Origin of the sequence: Streptomyces sp. NPDC048191 (assembly GCF_040652655.1) — a bacterium.
Taxonomy (GTDB): Bacteria; Actinomycetota; Actinomycetes; order Streptomycetales; family Streptomycetaceae; genus Streptomyces.
In genome coordinates this window covers 240225-258306 of sequence record NZ_JBEZMO010000011.1, presented here as the reverse complement: position 1 = coordinate 258306, position 18082 = coordinate 240225, and the positions used below count along the sequence as shown (strand labels likewise).

Annotated in this window: 18 protein-coding genes and 2 pseudogenes; 12 read left to right on the top strand and 8 right to left on the bottom strand. The window is 69.6% G+C overall.

Going from position 1 to position 18082, the window contains the following annotated elements; all coding sequences use genetic code 11:
* Window positions 1-252 (top strand): zinc ribbon domain-containing protein (locus AB0D93_RS20425; RefSeq protein WP_362121131.1); only part of this gene is annotated, 252 nt, incomplete at its 5' end.
* Between the two features lie 144 nt (window positions 253-396).
* Here AB0D93_RS20425 and AB0D93_RS20420 read toward each other — a convergent pair.
* The gene (locus AB0D93_RS20420; protein ID WP_362121130.1) at window positions 397-1395 is read right to left on the bottom strand and encodes a helix-turn-helix domain-containing protein; all 999 of its coding nucleotides are present in this window, start codon (window positions 1393-1395) and stop codon (window positions 397-399) included.
* Window positions 1396-1462: 67 nt separating this feature from the next.
* On the opposite strand from AB0D93_RS20420, the gene AB0D93_RS20415 reads away from it, so the two are divergent.
* The 8 genes from AB0D93_RS20415 (at window position 1463) to AB0D93_RS20380 (ending at window position 7972) form a co-directional block, all read left to right on the top strand.
* Window positions 1463-2371: an aldo/keto reductase gene (locus tag AB0D93_RS20415; RefSeq protein ID WP_362121128.1), complete on the top strand. Its 909-nt coding sequence runs from the start codon at window positions 1463-1465 to the stop codon at window positions 2369-2371.
* Window positions 2372-2422: 51 nt separating this feature from the next.
* On the top strand, window positions 2423-3580 hold the full coding sequence (locus tag AB0D93_RS20410) for an IS630 family transposase (RefSeq protein WP_362121126.1): 1158 nt from the start codon (window positions 2423-2425) through the stop codon (window positions 3578-3580).
* Between the two features lie 46 nt (window positions 3581-3626).
* Window positions 3627-3983 carry an NAD(P)H-binding protein gene (locus AB0D93_RS20405; RefSeq protein WP_362121124.1) on the top strand — a complete coding sequence of 119 codons (357 nt, stop codon included), beginning with the start codon at window positions 3627-3629 and terminating at the stop codon, window positions 3981-3983.
* A gap of 13 nt (window positions 3984-3996) precedes the next feature.
* Complete coding sequence (locus tag AB0D93_RS20400; RefSeq protein ID WP_362121122.1) at window positions 3997-4506, top strand: hypothetical protein; 510 nt, start codon at window positions 3997-3999, stop codon at window positions 4504-4506.
* 545 nt (window positions 4507-5051) lie between these two features.
* Complete coding sequence (locus AB0D93_RS20395; RefSeq protein ID WP_362121120.1) at window positions 5052-5441, top strand: hypothetical protein; 390 nt, start codon at window positions 5052-5054, stop codon at window positions 5439-5441.
* Between the two features lie 167 nt (window positions 5442-5608).
* On the top strand, window positions 5609-6520 hold the full coding sequence (locus AB0D93_RS20390; protein ID WP_362121118.1) for an NAD-dependent protein deacetylase: 912 nt from the start codon (window positions 5609-5611) through the stop codon (window positions 6518-6520).
* A 50-nt stretch (window positions 6521-6570) separates the two neighbouring features.
* Complete coding sequence (locus tag AB0D93_RS20385) at window positions 6571-7119, top strand: hypothetical protein (RefSeq protein WP_362121116.1); 549 nt, start codon at window positions 6571-6573, stop codon at window positions 7117-7119.
* Between the two features lie 73 nt (window positions 7120-7192).
* Complete coding sequence (locus AB0D93_RS20380; protein WP_362121114.1) at window positions 7193-7972, top strand: class I SAM-dependent methyltransferase; 780 nt, start codon at window positions 7193-7195, stop codon at window positions 7970-7972.
* 164 nt (window positions 7973-8136) lie between these two features.
* On the opposite strand, the gene AB0D93_RS20375 is transcribed toward AB0D93_RS20380, so the two are convergent.
* Window positions 8137-8886, bottom strand: a complete 750-nt coding sequence (locus tag AB0D93_RS20375; protein WP_362121112.1) for a carbonic anhydrase — start codon at window positions 8884-8886, stop codon at window positions 8137-8139.
* A 287-nt stretch (window positions 8887-9173) separates the two neighbouring features.
* Between AB0D93_RS20375 and AB0D93_RS20370 the strand changes: the two genes are divergently transcribed.
* Both AB0D93_RS20370 and AB0D93_RS20365 read left to right on the top strand, forming a co-directional pair.
* A complete protein-coding gene (locus tag AB0D93_RS20370) occupies window positions 9174-10301 on the top strand; it encodes an SPFH domain-containing protein (RefSeq protein WP_362121110.1) in 1128 nt (375 codons plus the stop codon).
* Between the two features lie 48 nt (window positions 10302-10349).
* Window positions 10350-11432, top strand: a complete 1083-nt coding sequence (locus AB0D93_RS20365) for a hypothetical protein (protein WP_362121108.1) — start codon at window positions 10350-10352, stop codon at window positions 11430-11432.
* Between the two features lie 132 nt (window positions 11433-11564).
* On the opposite strand, the gene AB0D93_RS20360 is transcribed toward AB0D93_RS20365, so the two are convergent.
* Both AB0D93_RS20360 and AB0D93_RS20355 read right to left on the bottom strand, forming a co-directional pair.
* A complete protein-coding gene (locus tag AB0D93_RS20360) occupies window positions 11565-11957 on the bottom strand; it encodes a hypothetical protein (RefSeq protein ID WP_362121106.1) in 393 nt (130 codons plus the stop codon).
* Window positions 11957-14281 (bottom strand): DUF4132 domain-containing protein, encoded by a 2325-nt coding sequence (locus tag AB0D93_RS20355; RefSeq protein WP_362121104.1) that lies wholly within the window; start codon window positions 14279-14281, stop codon window positions 11957-11959. The genes AB0D93_RS20360 and AB0D93_RS20355 overlap by 1 nt, the downstream gene beginning before the upstream one ends.
* A 68-nt stretch (window positions 14282-14349) precedes the next feature.
* Here AB0D93_RS20355 and AB0D93_RS20350 point away from each other — a divergent pair.
* Window positions 14350-14631 (top strand): annotated as a pseudogene (locus AB0D93_RS20350) (SDR family oxidoreductase); the annotation flags it as partial.
* 143 nt (window positions 14632-14774) lie between these two features.
* Here AB0D93_RS20350 and AB0D93_RS20345 read toward each other — a convergent pair.
* The 4 genes and pseudogenes from AB0D93_RS20345 to AB0D93_RS20330 all read right to left on the bottom strand — a co-directional run bounded on the left by AB0D93_RS20345 (window position 14775) and on the right by AB0D93_RS20330 (window position 17456).
* Window positions 14775-15797, bottom strand: a complete 1023-nt coding sequence (locus AB0D93_RS20345; protein ID WP_362121102.1) for a DMT family transporter — start codon at window positions 15795-15797, stop codon at window positions 14775-14777.
* Window positions 15798-16030: 233 nt separating this feature from the next.
* Window positions 16031-16177, bottom strand: a pseudogene (locus AB0D93_RS20340) (AraC family transcriptional regulator); the annotation flags it as partial.
* Window positions 16178-16180: 3 nt separating this feature from the next.
* Window positions 16181-16540 (bottom strand): low affinity iron permease family protein, encoded by a 360-nt coding sequence (locus AB0D93_RS20335; protein WP_362121100.1) that lies wholly within the window; start codon window positions 16538-16540, stop codon window positions 16181-16183.
* Between the two features lie 391 nt (window positions 16541-16931).
* Window positions 16932-17456: a transglycosylase SLT domain-containing protein gene (locus AB0D93_RS20330; RefSeq protein WP_362121098.1), complete on the bottom strand. Its 525-nt coding sequence runs from the start codon at window positions 17454-17456 to the stop codon at window positions 16932-16934.
* Window positions 17457-18082: the final 626 nt, after the last annotated feature.

Genomic DNA, 18082 nt, shown 5'->3' with positions numbered 1-18082 from the left:
ATGGGCCGCAAGCACGGGCGGGATGTCCGTCTCGTGCATCCCGCGCACACCACGATGGACTGCGCAACGTGCGGAGCGAGAACCAAGCACGCACTCCCTCTGGCGATGAGAACGTATGCCTGCACCTCGTGCGGAGTGGTGTCCCCCCGGGACAAGAACTCCGCGCGCGTGATGCTGGTCCGGGCAGGTTGGAACCCGGACGGTGTCGAGGGCGTAAGACCACCGGGGCCGCAGGCCCAGGTGGCAGCCTGAGCCGTAAATCCCCACTCAGCCCTGGAGGGTGACCAATCCCCTCCATTCAGGGGGGAGCCTTCAAGATACGAGCCTTGCCTTCATGTCGACCTGAACCCTTAGTGGTCGGCTCCGGAAGTCCTTCGGGGGTTGACATTCGGAGCCTCAGTCGGAGGCAGTTTGAAGGAGGGTCTCGGCGGTGGTGGTGCGGGCGTAGAGGACGGAGCGGCCGGCTCTGTGGGCGCTGACCAGGCCCGCGTTGCGTAGCGCGGTTAGATATTGGGATACCCCGGCCGGGGACAGCCCGGTGCGGTGGGCCAACTGCGTGGTGGAGGCCGGGGTCTCCAGTTCGATCAGCAACAGGGTCCGCGAGCGGCCCAGTACGGCGGCGAGAGCGTCGGCCCGGGGCGCGCGCCGCGCCTTCCACAGTGAGCCGACACCGCGCGCGGGATAGGCGAGCTGAGGCGGGTCCGGAGGCGTCGTTCGGGTGCGCAGTCCTGGGCCAGTGAAGGCCGAGGGGATCAACAGCAGTCCTGCACCTGCCGTGTTACGGGTCAGCGGCTGCTTTCGGTGGGCCAGCTGTAGCCCGTTGTCGTCCCAGCTCACGGAGGTGTGCAGGTCGTTGAAGAGACGGCCCGCGCCGTGCTCGGCGATCATGCGGGCCCGGTAGAGGATGTCTGTATCCAACACCGCCTGGATTCGTGCCCAGTAGGGGGCGAGTGCCAGTTCCCAGTACGTTTCGATCTCTTCTGTGACCTTGGCCAGGCGGGTCCGCGGGTCTGAGCGCAGGGTCCGTAGCCGGGGGCCGAGATGCCCCTGGTGGCGGGCCAGGTGGTCGAGGTCCTGACGTACCCGGTCGGCGGGTGAAGCGAGGATTGCATCCCACTCTGCCGCCGGCGTGGGGGCCGGTCCGGCGGGGGCCGGGTTGAGGAAGTCGGGAACGTAGCCGCCGGTGGGCGGGATCAACTCGGCCAGCCAGCCCCGGTCCAGCCCGGCGGCCACCAGACGCGGGCGCACCTGGTCGGCCCAGGCCCGGTGGACTGGATGTGCGGCGGCGGACGTCAGCAGCCGGAAGCTGGGCGCGATCTCCCACATCGGCGAGACGGCAAACCGCACCTGCGCCAGATCGCTCGCCGAGAACGCCAGCTCTGCCAGGACGACCACTCCTCAATGGATTCAGGTATGTGTGAATGAATGGCGGGCCAGCCTACCGCGCGGAGATCATCCCGCCATGACCTCACATACGATCACCACAGCGACATCGGGCACCTGGAAACTCGGCGACCTGACGGTCAACCGAATCGGCTTCGGCACGATGCGCCTGCCCCAACACGGCGAGGCGTTCGCGGTCGACGCCGTCCCACGCGACCGCGACCAGGCGATCCGTGTGCTGCGCCGCGCGGTCGAGCTCGGCGTGAACCACATCGACACCGCCGCGTTCTACTTCTCGCCGCTGCGCTCCGCCAACGAACTGATCAACCGCGCTTTGGCCCCCTACGGAGACGGCCTCGTCATCACCACCAAGGTCGGACCGGGCCGCGATCCCTCCGGCCAGTGGCTGCCGCATGCCACCCCCGAGCAGTTGCGCGGCCAGGTCGAGGAGAACCTGCGTCAGCTCGGCCGCAACCACCTCGACGTGGTGAACCTGCGCATCGTCGGCACCGACTCGATCGCCGAACGCTTCGGCGCACTCGCCGACCTGCGCGAGGCCGGACTCATCCGTCACCTGGGCCTGTCCAACATCCGCCCCCACCACCTCGCCGAGGCCCAGGCCATCGCGCCCGTGGTCTGCGTCCAGAACATGTACGGCATCGGCGCATCACCCGAGCAGAAGGCGTTCCTGAACCTCTGCGGTGAACAGCGCATCGCGTTCGTGCCGTTCTATTCGATCGCCGGCACCGGACGCGAAGGTGGCGCGACCACCGACAACAACTCGGAGGTGGTCGCCATCGCCCGCGCCCACGGCGTGAGCACGGCCCAGATCCGGCTGGCGTGGACCCTGCACCAGGGCTCCCACGTTCTGGCCATCCCCGGCACCGGCGACCTCGACCACCTCGCCCAGAACGTGGCCGTCGGCTCCCTGCGCCTGTCCGAGGACGAACTCACCGCCCTGGACGCACTCCACCACGAAGCCGCATGAGCAAGATCCCCATGGCGTTGTGATCCACTTCTGCTGATTGGCCTGTCTGCTTTGCCAGTTCCTGCCGCCCGCCACATATCCCTAACTGCCGCCGAGCGACACCGGTTGAAGAAGGCGGCCTATGGTCACAAGACTCCGCACCAGAGCAGGGTCCGGTCGCAGATCGTGCTCCTGGCGGCCCGGGACAGGTCCAATGCGCAGATTGCTGCCGAGGTGGGGGTGCACGTGGACACCGTGCGCACCTGGCGGGGCCGGTTCGCCGGCGGCGGTCTGCTGGCTCTGGCCGACCGCAGGCGCAGCGGGCGCCCGGCCCGCTTCACGCCCGTGCAGGTCGCCGAGGCCAAGGCCCTGGCCTGCCAGATCCCGGCCGAGACCGGGGTGCCGCTGGCGCGCTGGTCGTGCCCGGAGCTGGCCGCCGAACTGACCGCGCGCGGCGTCACCGACACCGTCTCGGCGTCCACCGTGCGCCGCTGGCTTCGCCAGGACGCGCTCAAGCCCTGGCAGTACCAGTCCTGGATCTTTATCCGGGACCCGGACTTCCGCGCCAAGGGCCAGCGCATCCTTGACCTCTACGCCCGCACCTACGAAGGTGAACCCCTCGGCTCGGACGAGTACGTGATCTCCAGCGACGAGAAGACCTCGGTCCAGGCCCGCTGCCGATGTCACCCGACCCTCGCTCCAGGCCGGGCCCGGGCGATGCGCGTCAACCACGAGTACGGCCGCGGCGGCGCCGTGGCCTACCTGGCCGCCTACGACGTTCACCGGGCGAGAGTCTTTGGCCGCTGCGAGGCCACCACCGGCATCACGCCGTTCATGGCCCTGGTCGAACAGGTCATGATCACCGAGCCCTACGCCAGCGCCAGACGCGTCTTCTGGATCGTCGACAACGGCTCATCTCACCGCGAGACGAAGGCAATTGACCGTCTGGCCAAGGCGTTTCCGAATGCGGTCATGGTCCACACCCCCGTCCACGCCTCCTGGACAAACCAGATCGAGATCTTCTTCTCGATCGTGCAGCGCAAGGTCGTCTCGCCCAACGACTTCACCCAGGTCCGGAACCGGCTCCGAGCATTCGAAGACCGCTACAACGCCACGGCACAGCCGTTCCAGTGGAGGTTTACCACCTCCGACCTGGACGATCTGCTGGCCAGGCTCGATCGGCACACCACCGATCACCAGGAAGAATCCTCCGTCGCGCTCGCAGCTTGATCAACCCCCGAAGGACTTCCGGAGCCGACCACTTAGCGTCTCGATCATGCCTGATGTCACCGGCCCCACGGGCTCCCCTGGCCGTCCATCGATCCTGGTCACCGGCGCGACCGGCAACCTCGGCCGTGAGGTCGTCGATCGCCTCCGAGGACATGGCGCGCTCGTACGATGCCTCGTGCGCGACGAGGGCGGTCCCCGGCCCGGAGTCGAGCGGGTGGTCGGCGACCTCGCAGATCCCGCTGCCGTGCGCGCGGCGCTTGGGGGCATCGACGCTGTCTTCCTGATCTGGCCGCTGCTCGACTCGGCCCCTGCCCGCGGCCTGGTTGCGGAACTCATCGCGACGGCACCCCGTGTCGTCTACCTGTCCTCGACAGCGGTCGACGACGGACGCTCGCCAGAGTGATCCCATCGTCCAGGTGCACGAGGAGATGGAAGCGCTGCTCCGCGATGCTGGTCTGCGCCCCATCGTGCTGTGTAGCGACACCTTGGCGTCCAACACCCGTGGCTGGATCCCGCAGGTGCGGGCGGGCGACGTGGTGTCAGGCCCGGACATCGCGCGCACAGCCGTCGTCGACGAGCGTGATGTCGCTGATGCCGTCGTAGCGGCATTGCTCGACCACCACGGCCAACTCGACCACGGACCACACCTGTTGACAGGTCCCGAGGTACTGAGTCGCGCCGACCAGGTCGCCCTTCTCGGTGCCGCGCTCCGTCGCCGTCTGCGCTTCCAAGCGGTCTCGGCTGACCTCGCGCGGTCACGCATGCTCACAGACGGACGACCCGAGCGCCTGGTGGAAGCGCTGATCGCTGCCTCGCTGCGCCGGCCGGAGTCACACCGCACCACCGATCATGTCGAGCGCCTCACTGGCCGACCGGCCGGCACCTTCGCGAGGTGGGCCGTCGACCATGCGGTCGAGTTCAGCTGAGGGAATCCCTTCGATCCTCGTTCAAGGCGAAGGCGCCCTCCTCTCCGCAGGCGCCGTACAGCCGCACCCCCGGTACCACCACTGGCCGGAAACGCGGCGACGCGGCACGTCCCACTGCGCACGTGCGCCGTGGAGCTTGCGGCGCCGCTGGTGACGTCCAGCTCGGGTCGGGTGGCGGGTCGTCCGCGGGTGAGTCGGCGGACCCGGTCGAGACAGGGAGCTTGGCGCCGGGTTGTCCCCGTCGACCGGATTCGCTGAAGTTGCCGGGAGGCGGCAGCGTTCAGCTGAGCTTCGCTGCCGGAAGTTGCCGCTCACGGTAGGCGACCAGCTGCGTATGATCGTTCGAGCAGTCTTCGCCGAGGAATTCGGACCCGCCGCACACGTCGACCAGAGACCACAGCCGACTGGGGATTGTGCGATACGCGCCGCACAGCGCACGCCTATCGCCCTTTCGCTGACGCCTCAACGGCATAAGCGCCCTGCGGGACCGTGACTCCCGGCCGTAGAAATTCACCTTGTGTTTCGCCTTGCGAGGAGCCGCGATCATGCCTGCCCATTTGACCACTGACGACTGGGGGCTCATCGCGGCCGGTGTCACCGTCGTCTACATGGCCGCGATGTACTGGTGCATGCCGACACCGAAGGCGAAGCGGCGCATGGTTGTCGCCCCACTGGCCGGCTGGATTTTCCTGTTGCCCGATGCCGCGATAAAAGGCTACTCCGCATCCCACACCCTGTATTTCTACAGTTGCACCCTGGTGATGTTCCTCATCATGCTGGTGCCGGTCGCGAAAAGGGTCGCATCCGACATTGCGGAACAGGAGGAGAAGCCCTGGGCCAAAGTGCCCCTCAACACCTTCTCCTTGTACTGGATACTCGGCTCGGCCACGGGTTGCATCGCGGGGGTGGCCTACCTCTGGCCGTTCGTTGAATGACGGTGAACGGGCGCCGACAGCGCCTCGTCGGCCGGTGGCGGCCGGGGTCTCCCCCGCGGTCGGACACCCTTGCCCAGGGCCCTGGTGGCAGGCCTCCCAGCGGCTCACTGCTTGCCCGGCCGCCGGCACCGGCCACGGGCGAGCAGCGCGGTCCGTACCCTGGCGGCATGCGCATGCGCCCCACCTTGAGCTGGACGCCCACCGAGGACCTGCCTCCGGGCACCACGGATCCGGAGCCGGTCGCCGATGCGCTGAGCACCGGGGGTGTGCTGGTGCTCAGCGGGGCGGGCATCTCCACGGAGTCGGGCATCCCCGACTACCGGGGCGAGGGCGGGAGCCTGAGCCGGCACACCCCGATGACCTACCAGGACTTCACCGCCAGTGCCCGGGCCCGACGCCGGTACTGGGCGCGCAGCCACCTCGGCTGGCGCACCTTCGGCCGCGCCCGACCCAATGCCGGGCACCGGGCCGTGGCCGCGTTCGGGCGACGCGGCTTGCTCTCGGGCGTGATCACCCAGAACGTCGACGGTCTGCACCAGGCCGCCGGCAGCCAGGGCGTCGTGGAACTCCACGGCAGCCTGGACCGGGTGGTCTGCCTTACCTGCGGCGCCTCCAGCCCACGCCGTGAACTCGCCCGGCGGCTGGAGGAGGCCAATGCCGGCTTCGAGCCGGTGGCCGCCGCGATCAACCCGGACGGTGACGCGGATCTCACCGACGAACAGGTCGCGGACTTCCGTGTACTGCCCTGCACGGTCTGTGACGGCATCCTCAAACCGGACGTGGTGTTCTTCGGCGAAAACGTTCCGCCGCAGCGGGTCGCACACTGCCGCGAACTGGTCGGTCAAGCGACCTCACTGCTGGTCCTGGGCTCCTCGCTGACGGTGATGTCCGGGCTCCGGTTCGTCCGTCAGGCGGCCCAGGCCGGAACGCCGGTGCTGATCGTCAACCGGGATCCGACCCGGGGCGACCGGCACGCCCTGACCCGGGTCGCACTTCCCCTGGGAACGGCCCTCACCACCGTGGCCGGCCGACTGGGCATCCCCGTCGACGACGAAGCCGCGGCCTCGACGACGGCGTGACCCGACGCGCGGCACATTATGATCTTCGACCGGGGCGCGGAGGAGGTCATGTGGCGTTTCAGGACCATGTGGAACGGGTCGCCGGCGAGGTCGTCGGAGCGTTTCCTGCGGACAGCGGGATCTACGCGGTGACGTTCCGTGTCGACAGCGTCGATCAGGATCCGCGGTCTCCGTACGTGGCGATCGGCTACACGACCGAGGCCGACGCCGCGGAGTCGGCGGAGAAAGCGTCGGACGCCTGGGAGGCGCGCTGGAGCTACGCGTTCTTCCCGGAGACGGGACTTGAAGGGGTGAGGGTCGCCGGGCGTGATCCGGGCGCCGCGGAGGTGCACCGGAGGGAGGCGGAGTCCCGCGGGATCTGGTACGAGGACGGGGAAGAGCCGGGCGATCGCCCCGAGCTGCTCGTCGAGTGGTTCTACGAGGTGTGCGTGGCAGCCGCTCGGCACCTGCACGACAGCGGCCGGATCGTGGAGACACTGGGACGACCGGTCCCGGTGATCCTCTACGACATGTTCGACCCCGACGCGATGTTCCGGCTGACCTCGCACGCCAATCCGGCAGAGCTGATCGGCGAGTTCATGTCCGGGGATTCGGGATAGCACCATCGGGGTGCCGTCGCCGAAGCGGTGAGGTGGGGTAGCCGACCGCCGGCGGTACCGGTAGCGTCACCGCGTGGATCAGGATGAACGGCTCCTTCACGCCTCGTCGTTCGGCGCGGCGGCGGTCGCATACTCCGAACACCGCCCGGACTACGCGCAAGCCGCGGTGCGCTGGGCGCTTCAACCCGCGCCCGGCCCGCGCGTGCTCGACCTCGGTGCGGGAACCGGCAAGCTGACCGCCACGCTGGTCGCACTGGGCGCCGAAGTCGTCGCGGTCGAGCCCGACCCGGGAATGCTGACCGAGCTGCGCCGCTCACTGCCGGATGTCCGTGCCCTGTCGGGTAGTGCCGAGGCGATACCGCTGCCGGACGCCTCCGTCGACGCGGTGCTGGCCGGCAACGCCATGCATTGGTTCGACATGGCTGTCGCGGGACCCGAGATCGCCAGGATCCTCGCACCCTGCGGCATCCTGGCCGGCCTGTGGAACCTGATGGACGACCAGGTCGACTGGGTCGCCGGACTCGCGCGGGTCAGCGGGAGCGCGGCCGTCGGCCCGCGTGACACACCGGCCGGCTGGCGCGCCGAGACGGCCGGCATGCACGTTCCCAAGTCCGGCGTCCCCGCCCGGTTCGGCACGCCGGAGCAGGCCGAGTTCCCGCACGGGCAGCGCCGTACCGCTGACTCCCTCGTCGCGACCATCGCGACGCGCGCGGGGGTGCTGGTCATGCCAGACGAGGAACGGGAGGCCACGCTGGGCCGGATTCGGGCATTCCTCGCCAGTAGACCGGAGACCGCCCGCGGCGAGTTCACTCTCCCGATGACGACCGGCGTGCTGCGCGTCCGGCGGCTGTGAAGCATCACGTCGACGACGACTGACGACACGCCACGCGCCGTCCCACGACGATCACGGGCCCTCCTTGTGGGCCGTCGGTCGCCCCTGCCTCCTCCACCTCGGCGAACTTCACCGGTCCGGCCCCGTCACCGGCCCAGCAACGCCTCTTCGTCGCTCCGACCGGATCAGGCTGGTCTGCCGGTCAGCACCTCCACTTTGCCGGTGTCGAGCGAGTAGTACCCGCCGACCACCGCCAGGGAGCCCTTGCGCACCAGTGGCGCAAGGTCCCGGTTGGAGCGAAGTGCGGTGGCGGTCGACTTCGCCTGGGCCCGTGTCATCGTCTCGACCGGGTCGGCTCCGCCCTCCCTCAGTGCCTGCTCGTACGCCGGCCGCAGAGCCTGGACGATCGCCTCCAGGTTGCCGGGCAGAGGCTTGCCGTCACGCAGGGACTGGTAGGCGGCCTTGACGGCACCGCAGCGTTGATGCCCGAGGACGACGACGAGCGGGGTGTCACTCGTCATGGGACCGTACTCGACAGAACCGGTGACCACCGGGCCGACCGCCTGACCGCCCGTGCGCATCACGTAGAGGTCGCCCAGTCCGGTGTCGAAGAGAAGCTCGGGCGGAACTCGCGAATCGATGCACGAGAGAACCGCCGCGAAGGGCTCCTGTTGTTGAGCGACCAGCTGACGCCGGTTCGGATCACGGTCGGGGTGCTGAAGGTTTCCGCTCACCCAGCGCTCGTTGCCCTCCATCAGCCGCGCGAACGCGGTGGCGGGGGTGGTCGGCCTCACGCTGGGCGAAACACTGGGCGAAACACCGGCCGCCGACGTGGCGGCGCTGGTCGATGAGCACCCCGCGAGGGCGACGACCGTGGCGCCCGCGAGTGAGCCGGCGAGCACGGCTCTACGATCCAGACGCCCTGCTGTGCTCATGGGTCGGTCCCTTCCACACCGCACGAACCTGCTCCTGCCTGCAAGCCAGGGCAATTGTTCGGCGCGGTGGGGTGACCCGGCGGCAGGCACAAGCGAGCGCGGGCGTCTTTGCCCCCCAACGGCCCACAGGGACCTGCGTGGGGGACCCGCCCCCGCCCGTAGCCGCGCGGACCGCAATGGGCATACTGTCGGCTGATCGCTGGATCGCCGCGCGGTCACCCTTCCGGGACCGGCCGGGGAGCGACGGTCTCCGGAAACGCGGGGAGTGGGGGGTTGTCGTGGGGCTGATGGACCGCATCCGCGGTGAGTTCATCGACATCATCGAGTGGACCGACGACGGCCGGGACACCATCGTGTGGCGCTTTCCGCGCCACGGCAACGAGATCAAGATGGGCGCCCGGCTCGTGGTGCGCGAGTCGCAGGTGGCCGTCTTCGTCAACGAGGGCCGGCTGGCCGACGTCTACGAGCCCGGCACGTACACCCTGTCGACCCAGAACATGCCGGTCCTGTCCACGCTGAAGGGCTGGAAGCACGGCTTCGAGTCGCCGTTCAAGGCCGAGGTCTACTTCGTCACCACACGGCAGTTCACCGACTTCAAGTGGGGCACCCAGAACCCGGTGATCCTGCGGGACGCCGACTTCGGCATGGTCCGGGTCCGTGCCTTCGGCACCTTCGCCGCCAAGGTGGTGGACGCCGCCGCGCTGCTGCGCGAACTGGTCGGCACCGACCCGCAGTTCCGCACTGAGGAGGTCGGCGAGCACCTGCGGCAGCTGATCGTCTCCAAGCTGGGCTCCGCGCTCGGCTCGTCCGGCGTGCCGCTGCTGGACCTCGCCGCCCGGCAGGACGGCATCGGGCAGCAACTGGCGAAGGCTCTCACCCTGGAGCTGTCCTCCACCGGCATCGCCATCCCCCGGTTCTACATCGAGAACATCAGCGTGCCGCCGGAGATCGAGGCGGCGATCGACACCCGCTCCCGGATGACGATCACCGGCAACCTGGACGACTACGCCAAGCTGCAGGCGGCCGACGCGATTCCGATCGCCGCCGCCAACCCCGGCACCGGCGGCGACGCTCTCGGGCTGGGCGTGGGCATGGCGCTGGGTCAGCGGATCGTGCAGAGCATGCCCGGTGCGACGGCTCCCCCGGCCCCGGTGACGCAGGCCCCGGCGCAGTCCGCCCCCGCCGACGTCCCGCCGCCGCTGCCCACGGCACCGCGCTGGTTCCTCGCGGTCGCCGGACAGCAGCAGGGCCCGTACGCCGAGAGCGCGCTGGCCGGGCAGGTCGCGGCCGGCAACCTGACGCGTACCACGCTGGTCTGGCGCAGCGGGCAGGCCTCCTGGCAGCCCGCGGAGCAGGTCCCTGAGCTGCTGCCGCTGTTCGCCGACGTCCCGCCGCCGCTGCCCCCGCAGGGATGAGATCCGCCACCCGGAATCCCCCGGCAACAGGTCGCAAGGAGAAGTGAGTTGACGGACCAGGACGTCGCGCCCGCGCACGACCGGGCGTTCCAGTGCGAGGCGTGCGGCGGGGTCAGCGAGTACGCGCCCGGGACGTACGCGCTGCGCTGCCCGTACTGCAGGCACGAGCAGGACATCACGCCGATACCCCGGCAGGTGACCGAGCACCCGATCGAGGAGCTGGCCGCCTTGCCCCGCCGGGCAGCCGTGCCGGGCCGGGTGAAGGTGTACACCTGCCCCGGCTGCCACGCGGTGACCGAGAGCGACACACTCAGCGACAAGTGCCAGTTCTGCGCCACCCCGCTGGTCGCGGACGCCTCCGGCACCGAGCGCGTGGTACCGGAGGCGGTACTGCCCTTCGGGGTGGACCGCGAGCAGGCTCGTGACGCGCTGGCGGCGTGGACCAGGTCCCGCTGGTTCGCGCCCAACGAGCTGAAGAAGGTCACCGAGGCGGAGACCTTCCGCGGCAGCTACCTGCCGCACTGGACGTACGACGCGCAGACCACCACCCAGTACACCGGCGAACGCGGCGAGCACTACTGGGTGGAGGAGGAGGACTCCGAGGGCCGCACCCGGCAGGTGCGGCACACGCGCTGGCACCACACGTCCGGGACGGTCAGCCGGTACTTCGACGACGTGCTGGTGCCCGGCAGCGGACAGGTGCCGGTGAAGGAACTGGACAAGCTGGCCCCCTGGCCGCTGGAGGAGACGGTTCCCTACCAGGAGGAGTACCTGGCGGGCTTCCGCACCGTCCGGTACGACGTCGAGCCGGAGGCCGGCCTGGAGTCGGCCAAGGCGCGGATGGCCCCGGTGATCCGCGCCGACTGCAAGCGGGACATCGGCGGCGACGAGCAGCGGGTGCACTCGATGTCCACCTTCTACAGCGGTCTCACCTACAAGCTGGTGCTGCTGCCCGTCTGGTTCCTGACCTACCTCCACGCCGGCAAGGCGTGGCCGGTGATGGTCAACGCCCGTACCGGCGAGGTCATCGGCGAGCGGCCGTACAGCGCGGTGAAGATCACCCTGGCGTCGGTGGGCGGCGCCCTGCTGACCGCCCTGGTGGTGCTGCTCGTGGTGATGTTGCGCAACTGAGGGGCGCCGTCGTCGGCCGCGGCTGGGGAACAGCGCCGCCTCACTGTCGGCGGGCCGCCGGACCGGCCCTCCTCGCCGGGACCTCGGCGCCGTTCATGTGTTCCGGGTCAGGGATCGTGCAGTGCAGGTATCTCAGCCGCCGACGAGGGCGACGAGCTTGATGAAGACCAGGTCCGGGTCGACCGTGAGATCCACGACTTCGTCGAGTTCCTCGGCCTGGCGATCACCGGCCAGCACGAAGAACCCGTTGGACAGGAAGGCGCGCTCGGCGATCTCGGCCTGGCGCTCCCAGTCGATAGGGCGAGGTGCGCGCAGTCGGTAGCCGTTCAGCTCGGTCTCCGCGTCATCGGGGCGGACGAGGCCGTTGAAGCGGTCGCCCGGACGGGCGTTGTACCGGGCGACCTCCTCGCGGACCCGGAGTGTGATCAGCTCCCGTACGGTCATCCGCTCGGGCAGCCCGGACAGCCTCCACTCGGTGACCGGCTTGCCCGTGGCGGTCTCGTCCCGGAAGGTCACCGTGCCCATCAGGCACCTCGCTTGATCTGCATGAGAATGGACTCGTCGGTGATCTTGGTGTCGGCGGCGAGCAGCGCTGCCTTGCTGAGGATCAGGGAAAGCCTGTCGTCTTCGAACGGCAGGAACACCTTGCCGTCCGCTGAGCGGCGCGTCGGCACGATGCAGAGGTAGCTGTCGTCCGGTGTCATCAGGATGTTGGCCGAACCCAGGTGGATCTTGTACGTGCGCAGGTCGCCACGGACGACCAGGAAACGGCCGTCGAGCGTGCACCGGTCTGCGATCTTCAGGCGCGGCAGGATCCGTTCCAGTGCGTCGCGGCGCGCCTGTGCGCTCTGCGTCAGTTCGGCGAAGCCGGCCCGCTCCCAGTAGGAGCGCTCCGGGCCGCCGTCGGTCCAGTCGGGATCGGCGGCGATCGAGGTCACGCCGACGAACAGGTCGACGTCGCGCATCGCCTCGCTGAACACCAACGCGGGGACGTCGGCGAGTGGTGCCTCACGCCAGGTGCCCTCCAGCCGGCGGTCGAAGCGCACTTGGTCGGTGGAGGCCAGTTCGTCGTCGCCCGCCCAGTCGGCCCAGTTGTGGAAGAAGCGGACCCGCCACTCCCCCGCCGCGAGGGTGCGCTCGGCCGCGTCGCCGTCCCCGCCGTCCCAGGGTCCGAGCAGTTCGCTCTTCCATCCCCGGGCCCGGAACAGGGCGAACATCCTGCGGTAGTGGACGAGATGTGCGGCGAAGCGGTTGGAGTAGACGCGGGTCTGCTCCTCGGCCGGGGTGAGGAGGTAGATCTCGCGGAACGCCTGCTTGAAGGGCTGCCGTATGCGCTGCTCGGTGAGCAGGTCCCGCCAGGCCCGCACGGCGTGGGGGTCGGAACGCAGGGGGTGCCATATCCGTACGGAAGCGTCGTCGGGGGCATCGGGAAGGTGCGCGTCCGTCTCGGGCAGTACGGCCCGCCACTCGCCGGGAGCGACCTCGATCTCCCAGATCAGCCGGCGTACGAGGGTCCGGGCGAGGGGGTGTCCGGCCAGCTCGGTCCTCCACCAGCCGTACTGGTGGACCGCGTCGACGGTGAGGCCGCCCTCCAACGCGCGTACGAGCGTGACCAGTTGAGCGTTGACGCGCTTGACCAGGTCACGCAGGTCCTTGACCAGAGCGGCGTGATCGCGGCGCACCGGGGCCGGGACACCGCGCAGCGGGCGCCCGTCCTTCTCCCAGATCAGCGTGGCGGTGTCGGTGACCGTGACGACAGCTTGGTAGTCGCCGGCGGTCCGGCGCAGGACGCCGTCGTCGTCGAAGTCCCCTCTCGGCAGCCGGAGTGCCACGTCGGTGCGTTCAGCCAGGGCCGCGTCGACCTTCTTGAGCATCCTGTCCAGCTGTTTGGGCACCCCGGCGTGCCGGACACTGCGTCGTACGGTGCGGATCGCGGTCACCAGCTCCGGCGTCGGGAATTCCTGCGCGGCACGGACCACCTCGTACAGCAGGGCCTGCGACGGAAGTGTCCTCGCCGTCGTCGGGGCCTGGGAGATGCCGGGCAGCAGCCGGTCCAACAGCGCCGGCAGCCAGGGCTCGTCGCGCAGCAGCGCCACCCGAAGGGCCTGTCCGAGCGAGGTGATCTCCCGGTCCGTGAACGCCTTGTCCGCCCGGTAGGGGATCTCACCGGCCCCAATCGCCTCGGCGCGGTCGGCCGCTGCTTCCAGTGCGCGGCGGGCGAAGGCCACGTAGGCGGGGTTGTCCGCCGATCTGCGCCACACATGCGTGGGCAGTTGAACGGACACCTGGTCGCGGCCCGCCCGGGACAGCAGCCCCTGTTCGGCCGAAGTGAGCCCTGCGGCGACGGCGATCTCGTCCGCGACGATGGGCCCCACCTCACGAGTGAGGCGCTCCACGGCCGCGCGCAGCGTCTCCTCACCGGCCAGTTCCGCGATCGCCAGGAGCGCGTAAGGCTGGCGCACTGTGTCCTTCTCCAGCCAGAACCCGACCAGGGTGCAGGCCTGAGCGCGGACGTCGGGCAGCGGCCCAGTGCACCACTCCAGCACGTCCAAGCCCAAGGTGAAGTCCGCCCAGCCGCGCTTGACGTACTGTTCGGCGAGTATCTCGAACATCCGGCGGCACGCGTCGGGCGTATACCGTGGCCGCCGTTCCCTGGCCGCTTCCTCGACCGCGAAACGGACCCTGCTCATCGCGTCCGTGGCAGCGACGGCACCGATCCGGGAGGCCGCCACGCGCAGGCTGCCGAGTTCTTCGTCGGAGACCCGTGACAGGTCCGGATGCCTGTCCTGCTCCTCGACCGTGAAGTCCGGGTCGGTCAGTACCTGCATCAGCCGGGCTGCGAGGTCCATCGGGCACCTCTCTTGATCTGGTCGATCACCATGAGCGATTCGGTCCGCTGGTTTTCCAGCATGGCTGGATGATGACAGGAGGGTCTGACAACGCCCCGGTCCGCGGCTGGGCCACGACGGTATACGCAGCTGCTGCCCGTCAGTTCACATGCAAGTACGCGGGCGGGCAGGTCACCAAGTCGGTCACCTACACCTCGAGCATCAGCGCATACCGGCCGAACGGGTCGAACACGATCATGGCCGCGGCCAACGGCGCCCTCGCGTCGCCGGCCTACGGGCCGGCGATCGAACTGGCACCAGTGCGCGTCAACGTGGTCTCCCCTGGCTGGGTGGACACCGCCATCTGGTACCAACTCGGCCTGGACAGACAGGCGGCCTTCGCCGAGCCGGCCGAGCGACTCCCATCCCAAAGCGAACGGCTTCTGGCCGGGCTCCCCTCGCCTTGCCGCCCCTGGCGGCAGGGCGGCATCGAGCAGCCCGTGCTCGGCTGTGGTCAGCCCCCGGCGTCCGCGCGTCGCCTCCCCGGGCCCCGGGAGGTGTGGGTGTCGTCCGGGCGGGAGCCGTTGCGCTGCCGGAAGCGCTTCCCGCGGGGGCGGTCGTCCGTCTTGTGCTTGCGAGCGGTGATGAAGTACACGCCGACCAGGATCAGTACGCAGCCGACGAGTTGCAGCGGCGTGGGGTGTTCGCCCAGGACCACCGCGCTCATCGCCACCGCGCCCACCGGCGTGAGCAGGAGCAGGATCGCGCCGACGTGGCTGGCCAGTTTCGGTGAGGCGGTCGCGACCAGCAGCCAGCCCACGACCTGGCTGCAGACCGCGACCGCCAGCAGCCAGCCCAGGACCCGCCAGCCGGGCGCTATGTCGAATCCGTACCACGCGAGGCCGGCGAGAAGCGATGCCACCGCAGCCCATGCGACCACCGCCGTGTACAGCTGCCGCACATGCCCGCCGTGGCCGCCGCGACGCAGCAGGTACAGGAATCCGGAGTAACACACCGCCGCCAGTACGGCGTGCACGGTGCCCCAACGCGGGCTGGTGCCGACCGCCACGCCCTGTTCCAGGACACCGCCGGTCAGGACGACGCCCAGGAGCAGCAACGGCAGGCACCTGAGGAACCGAGCGGGTACGGGCTCACGGTCGACCGCCCAGGCGATCAACGGCACCAGTACCACCTGCACATTCACCAGTACGGTCGACAGTCCCGCTCCGACCTCTCCGATCGCTTGGGTCCACAGGAGCATGTCCCCGGCGAACAGCACTCCTGCTGCGAGCGTGAGCCAGTACCGCCGACGCGGCGGTGCGCCTTCCTGCCGACGCTCGAGACCGGCCAGCATCGACAGGGCGGGCAGCGCCAGGAGGCACCGGTAGAACGAGGCCGTTCCTGGGGCGGTGTGCGCCAGGTCGAGCAGGACGGCGGAGGCCGACACGCACAGGGCACCGATCGCCATACCCCAGCCCGGACGCCGGATCCCCTTCACCAGGCGGTGGGTCGACTGCCCCGGAAATCGGGCTGTCAACGGTGGTTCCCTGCGCTCCGTGCCGGACGCGCGCCGGTCGCCGGGCGGACAGGACATGACATGCCGACTCTCTCTTCCTCCGCATGATCCATGCTGTTCGGCTCGAACACAGCACGCGTACCCGGGGTCGGTCCTCGTGACACGGCGAGCGGGATGGCTGGAGGCTGACGGGAAGACCGGGCGCGCGGCCTGACCACGGCTATGGCCTTGTGGCCGAGCGCCATCGCGGCGCTCACGTCGACCCTCGGGTGGCGACGGACGAGGTCGGCTGCGGCTGTCCAGTCCGTGGTGGCACGTCGGCCGTCGAGCAGCCCGGAGGCAGCGAGGGCGAAAGCGCCGTTACACAGCGAAACCATGCGTGCACCAGCATCCCCGGCAGCGGATCAGACGTCCTCATCCATGCGTATCGCACGGCGGAGGTCTTCCTGCGCCTGGCGGGCCTTTCCCTCCTCCTGTTCCAGCAACGCCCCGGCTATCGCGTCCAGCTTCCGCTGAATCGCACGCTCAGCCCGCCGCTCGGCGTTCTTCAGCAGGGCGAGCAACAGCAGATTCACGCACGTCATCAGGTCGCCGGCCAGCAACTGCCAGGTGAGCGCCAGCCCCGCGGCGTGCGCGGCGGCGAAGAAGGCCACAAGGGCCAGGCAGACCAGGTAGAAGATCGATGTACTGGTGAAGTTCGACGCGGTCTCGGCGAACCGTTCGAACCTGCCCTTCCGCCCCTCGGCGGGATGCCGAACCACCATCGCGGGTCACCTCCCGGAGACGGGACCATCCGACGAGTTCCCGCGGACCCCAGGGACAGGCGGCTTCCCGGCACGCTTCAGACGTTCCGTGGCGTCCGGCCGCTCGCTGCCGCAGGGCTCGACGACCGCGTGTGGAGCGACGGGCTCCAGAGAGGGGCTTCCGCGACTGGTACGGCAGGCAAGCGGTGCGCGAGGCGGGCTTGGGTCGCGGTTGCTGACGTGGTGGGTCCGCCGGAGTCGCCACAGACCTCCGGTGCCGTCACCCGGCACCAACTCCAGGAGGTCGGGGTCCTCGTCCTGCCCGACCGTGTCCGATCGGCTGACCGCAATTTCGCGGCGAACGACGTCTGTTGGACCAGCAGGCCACGCCACCTGCGCCAGGACGGCCCGGTCAGTAGGCGGAGTTGACGTTGTCGATGGAGCCGTAGCGGTGGGCGGCGTAGTTGGCGGCCGCGGTGATGTTGGCGACGGGGTCGGTGACGCTCTGCGCGGTGCCGGAGACGTGGTAGGCGTTGAACGTGGGGTCGATGACCTGGAGCAGACCCTTGGAGGGGGTGCCCTTCTTGGCGTTGACGTCCGAGTTGTTCTGGGCGTTGGGGTTGCCGCTGGACTCGCGCATGATGTTGCGCTTGAGGCCCTCGTAGCTGCCGGGGATGCCCTTGGACTTCATGATCTGCAGGGACTGCTTGATCCAGCCGTCCAGGTTGTTGGCGGAGCCGGCCTTGCTCCGGGAGGTGGCGCCGGCGTCGTTCGAGGAGGCCGTGATCGCGGAGACGGTGTGCACCTGCGTCGCTTCGGCGGCCTGGGCGGTCGTGGGCATCAGGGTGAGGGCGGCGGCCGCGGCGCCGGTGGTGGTGATGCCGGCGAGGGCGAGGTTGCGCAGACGGGCGATGCGGGTGCGGTTGATCATGGTCATGCGAAAGCAACCTTCCAGTGGGGGACATCGTCGGTGCCGGCCGCAGTCGATCGCGGCGGCACAGGCCGTGCGTGAACACGGGCAGAGTTTGGGGGGGTCACTCGGTCCGGCCGATCCGGCTCCCAGCGACGACAGCCATGATTAACGGCCGCCAGAGCCGGACGCAATGATGTGACCTACTACCCCGGATCGGATGAATGTCCGAAATAGGTCAATATTGAGACGTCTGCCCTTTTCACGGGCATCCCGGTCTACGGCCCTGGATAGGATGTGATCCTGCTCGCATGGCGGGCATCACGCCGCCAGCCCCCACGGACACCGAATCGACGAAGACCGGGACCGGCGCGACATGGAGCGAGTGGCCGAGCCGGCAGCGGCCCGGGAAGCCAACCGCCGGGGGCCCGGGCCCTCGGCCCGCGCGGGCCGGGCCCTCTCAGCCCGACGACGCCCTGCCTCGTCTCACCGCCATCACCTGCGGGGCCGGCCGGACAGGGTGCTGCGGACCCAGGGACGCGCACGGCCCCAACCCGGCCTGCGCCTGCGCCTCACGCCTTGCCACCTGGGCCGCCGACTGCCTGGGGCCCCACGAACTGCTCCACGACCCCCACGTCGACTCCTGACGCGGG

Excerpts from the sequence above, each read along its gene's own strand:
- AB0D93_RS20415 (WP_362121128.1), top strand. The coding sequence starts at position 1,463 with ATGACCTCACATACGATCACCACAGCGACATCGGGCACCTGGAAACTC.
- AB0D93_RS20405 (WP_362121124.1), top strand. The coding sequence starts at position 3,627 with ATGCCTGATGTCACCGGCCCCACGGGCTCCCCTGGCCGTCCATCGATC.
- AB0D93_RS20395 (WP_362121120.1), top strand. The coding sequence starts at position 5,052 with ATGCCTGCCCATTTGACCACTGACGACTGGGGGCTCATCGCGGCCGGT.
- AB0D93_RS20390 (WP_362121118.1), top strand. The coding sequence starts at position 5,609 with ATGCGCATGCGCCCCACCTTGAGCTGGACGCCCACCGAGGACCTGCCT.
- AB0D93_RS20375 (WP_362121112.1), bottom strand. The coding sequence starts at position 8,886 with ATGAGCACAGCAGGGCGTCTGGATCGTAGAGCCGTGCTCGCCGGCTCA.
- AB0D93_RS20370 (WP_362121110.1), top strand. The coding sequence starts at position 9,174 with ATGGACCGCATCCGCGGTGAGTTCATCGACATCATCGAGTGGACCGAC.
- AB0D93_RS20360 (WP_362121106.1), bottom strand. The coding sequence starts at position 11,957 with ATGGGCACGGTGACCTTCCGGGACGAGACCGCCACGGGCAAGCCGGTC.
- AB0D93_RS20355 (WP_362121104.1), bottom strand. The coding sequence starts at position 14,281 with ATGGACCTCGCAGCCCGGCTGATGCAGGTACTGACCGACCCGGACTTC.
- AB0D93_RS20335 (WP_362121100.1), bottom strand. The coding sequence starts at position 16,540 with ATGGTGGTTCGGCATCCCGCCGAGGGGCGGAAGGGCAGGTTCGAACGG.
- AB0D93_RS20330 (WP_362121098.1), bottom strand. The coding sequence starts at position 17,456 with ATGACCATGATCAACCGCACCCGCATCGCCCGTCTGCGCAACCTCGCC.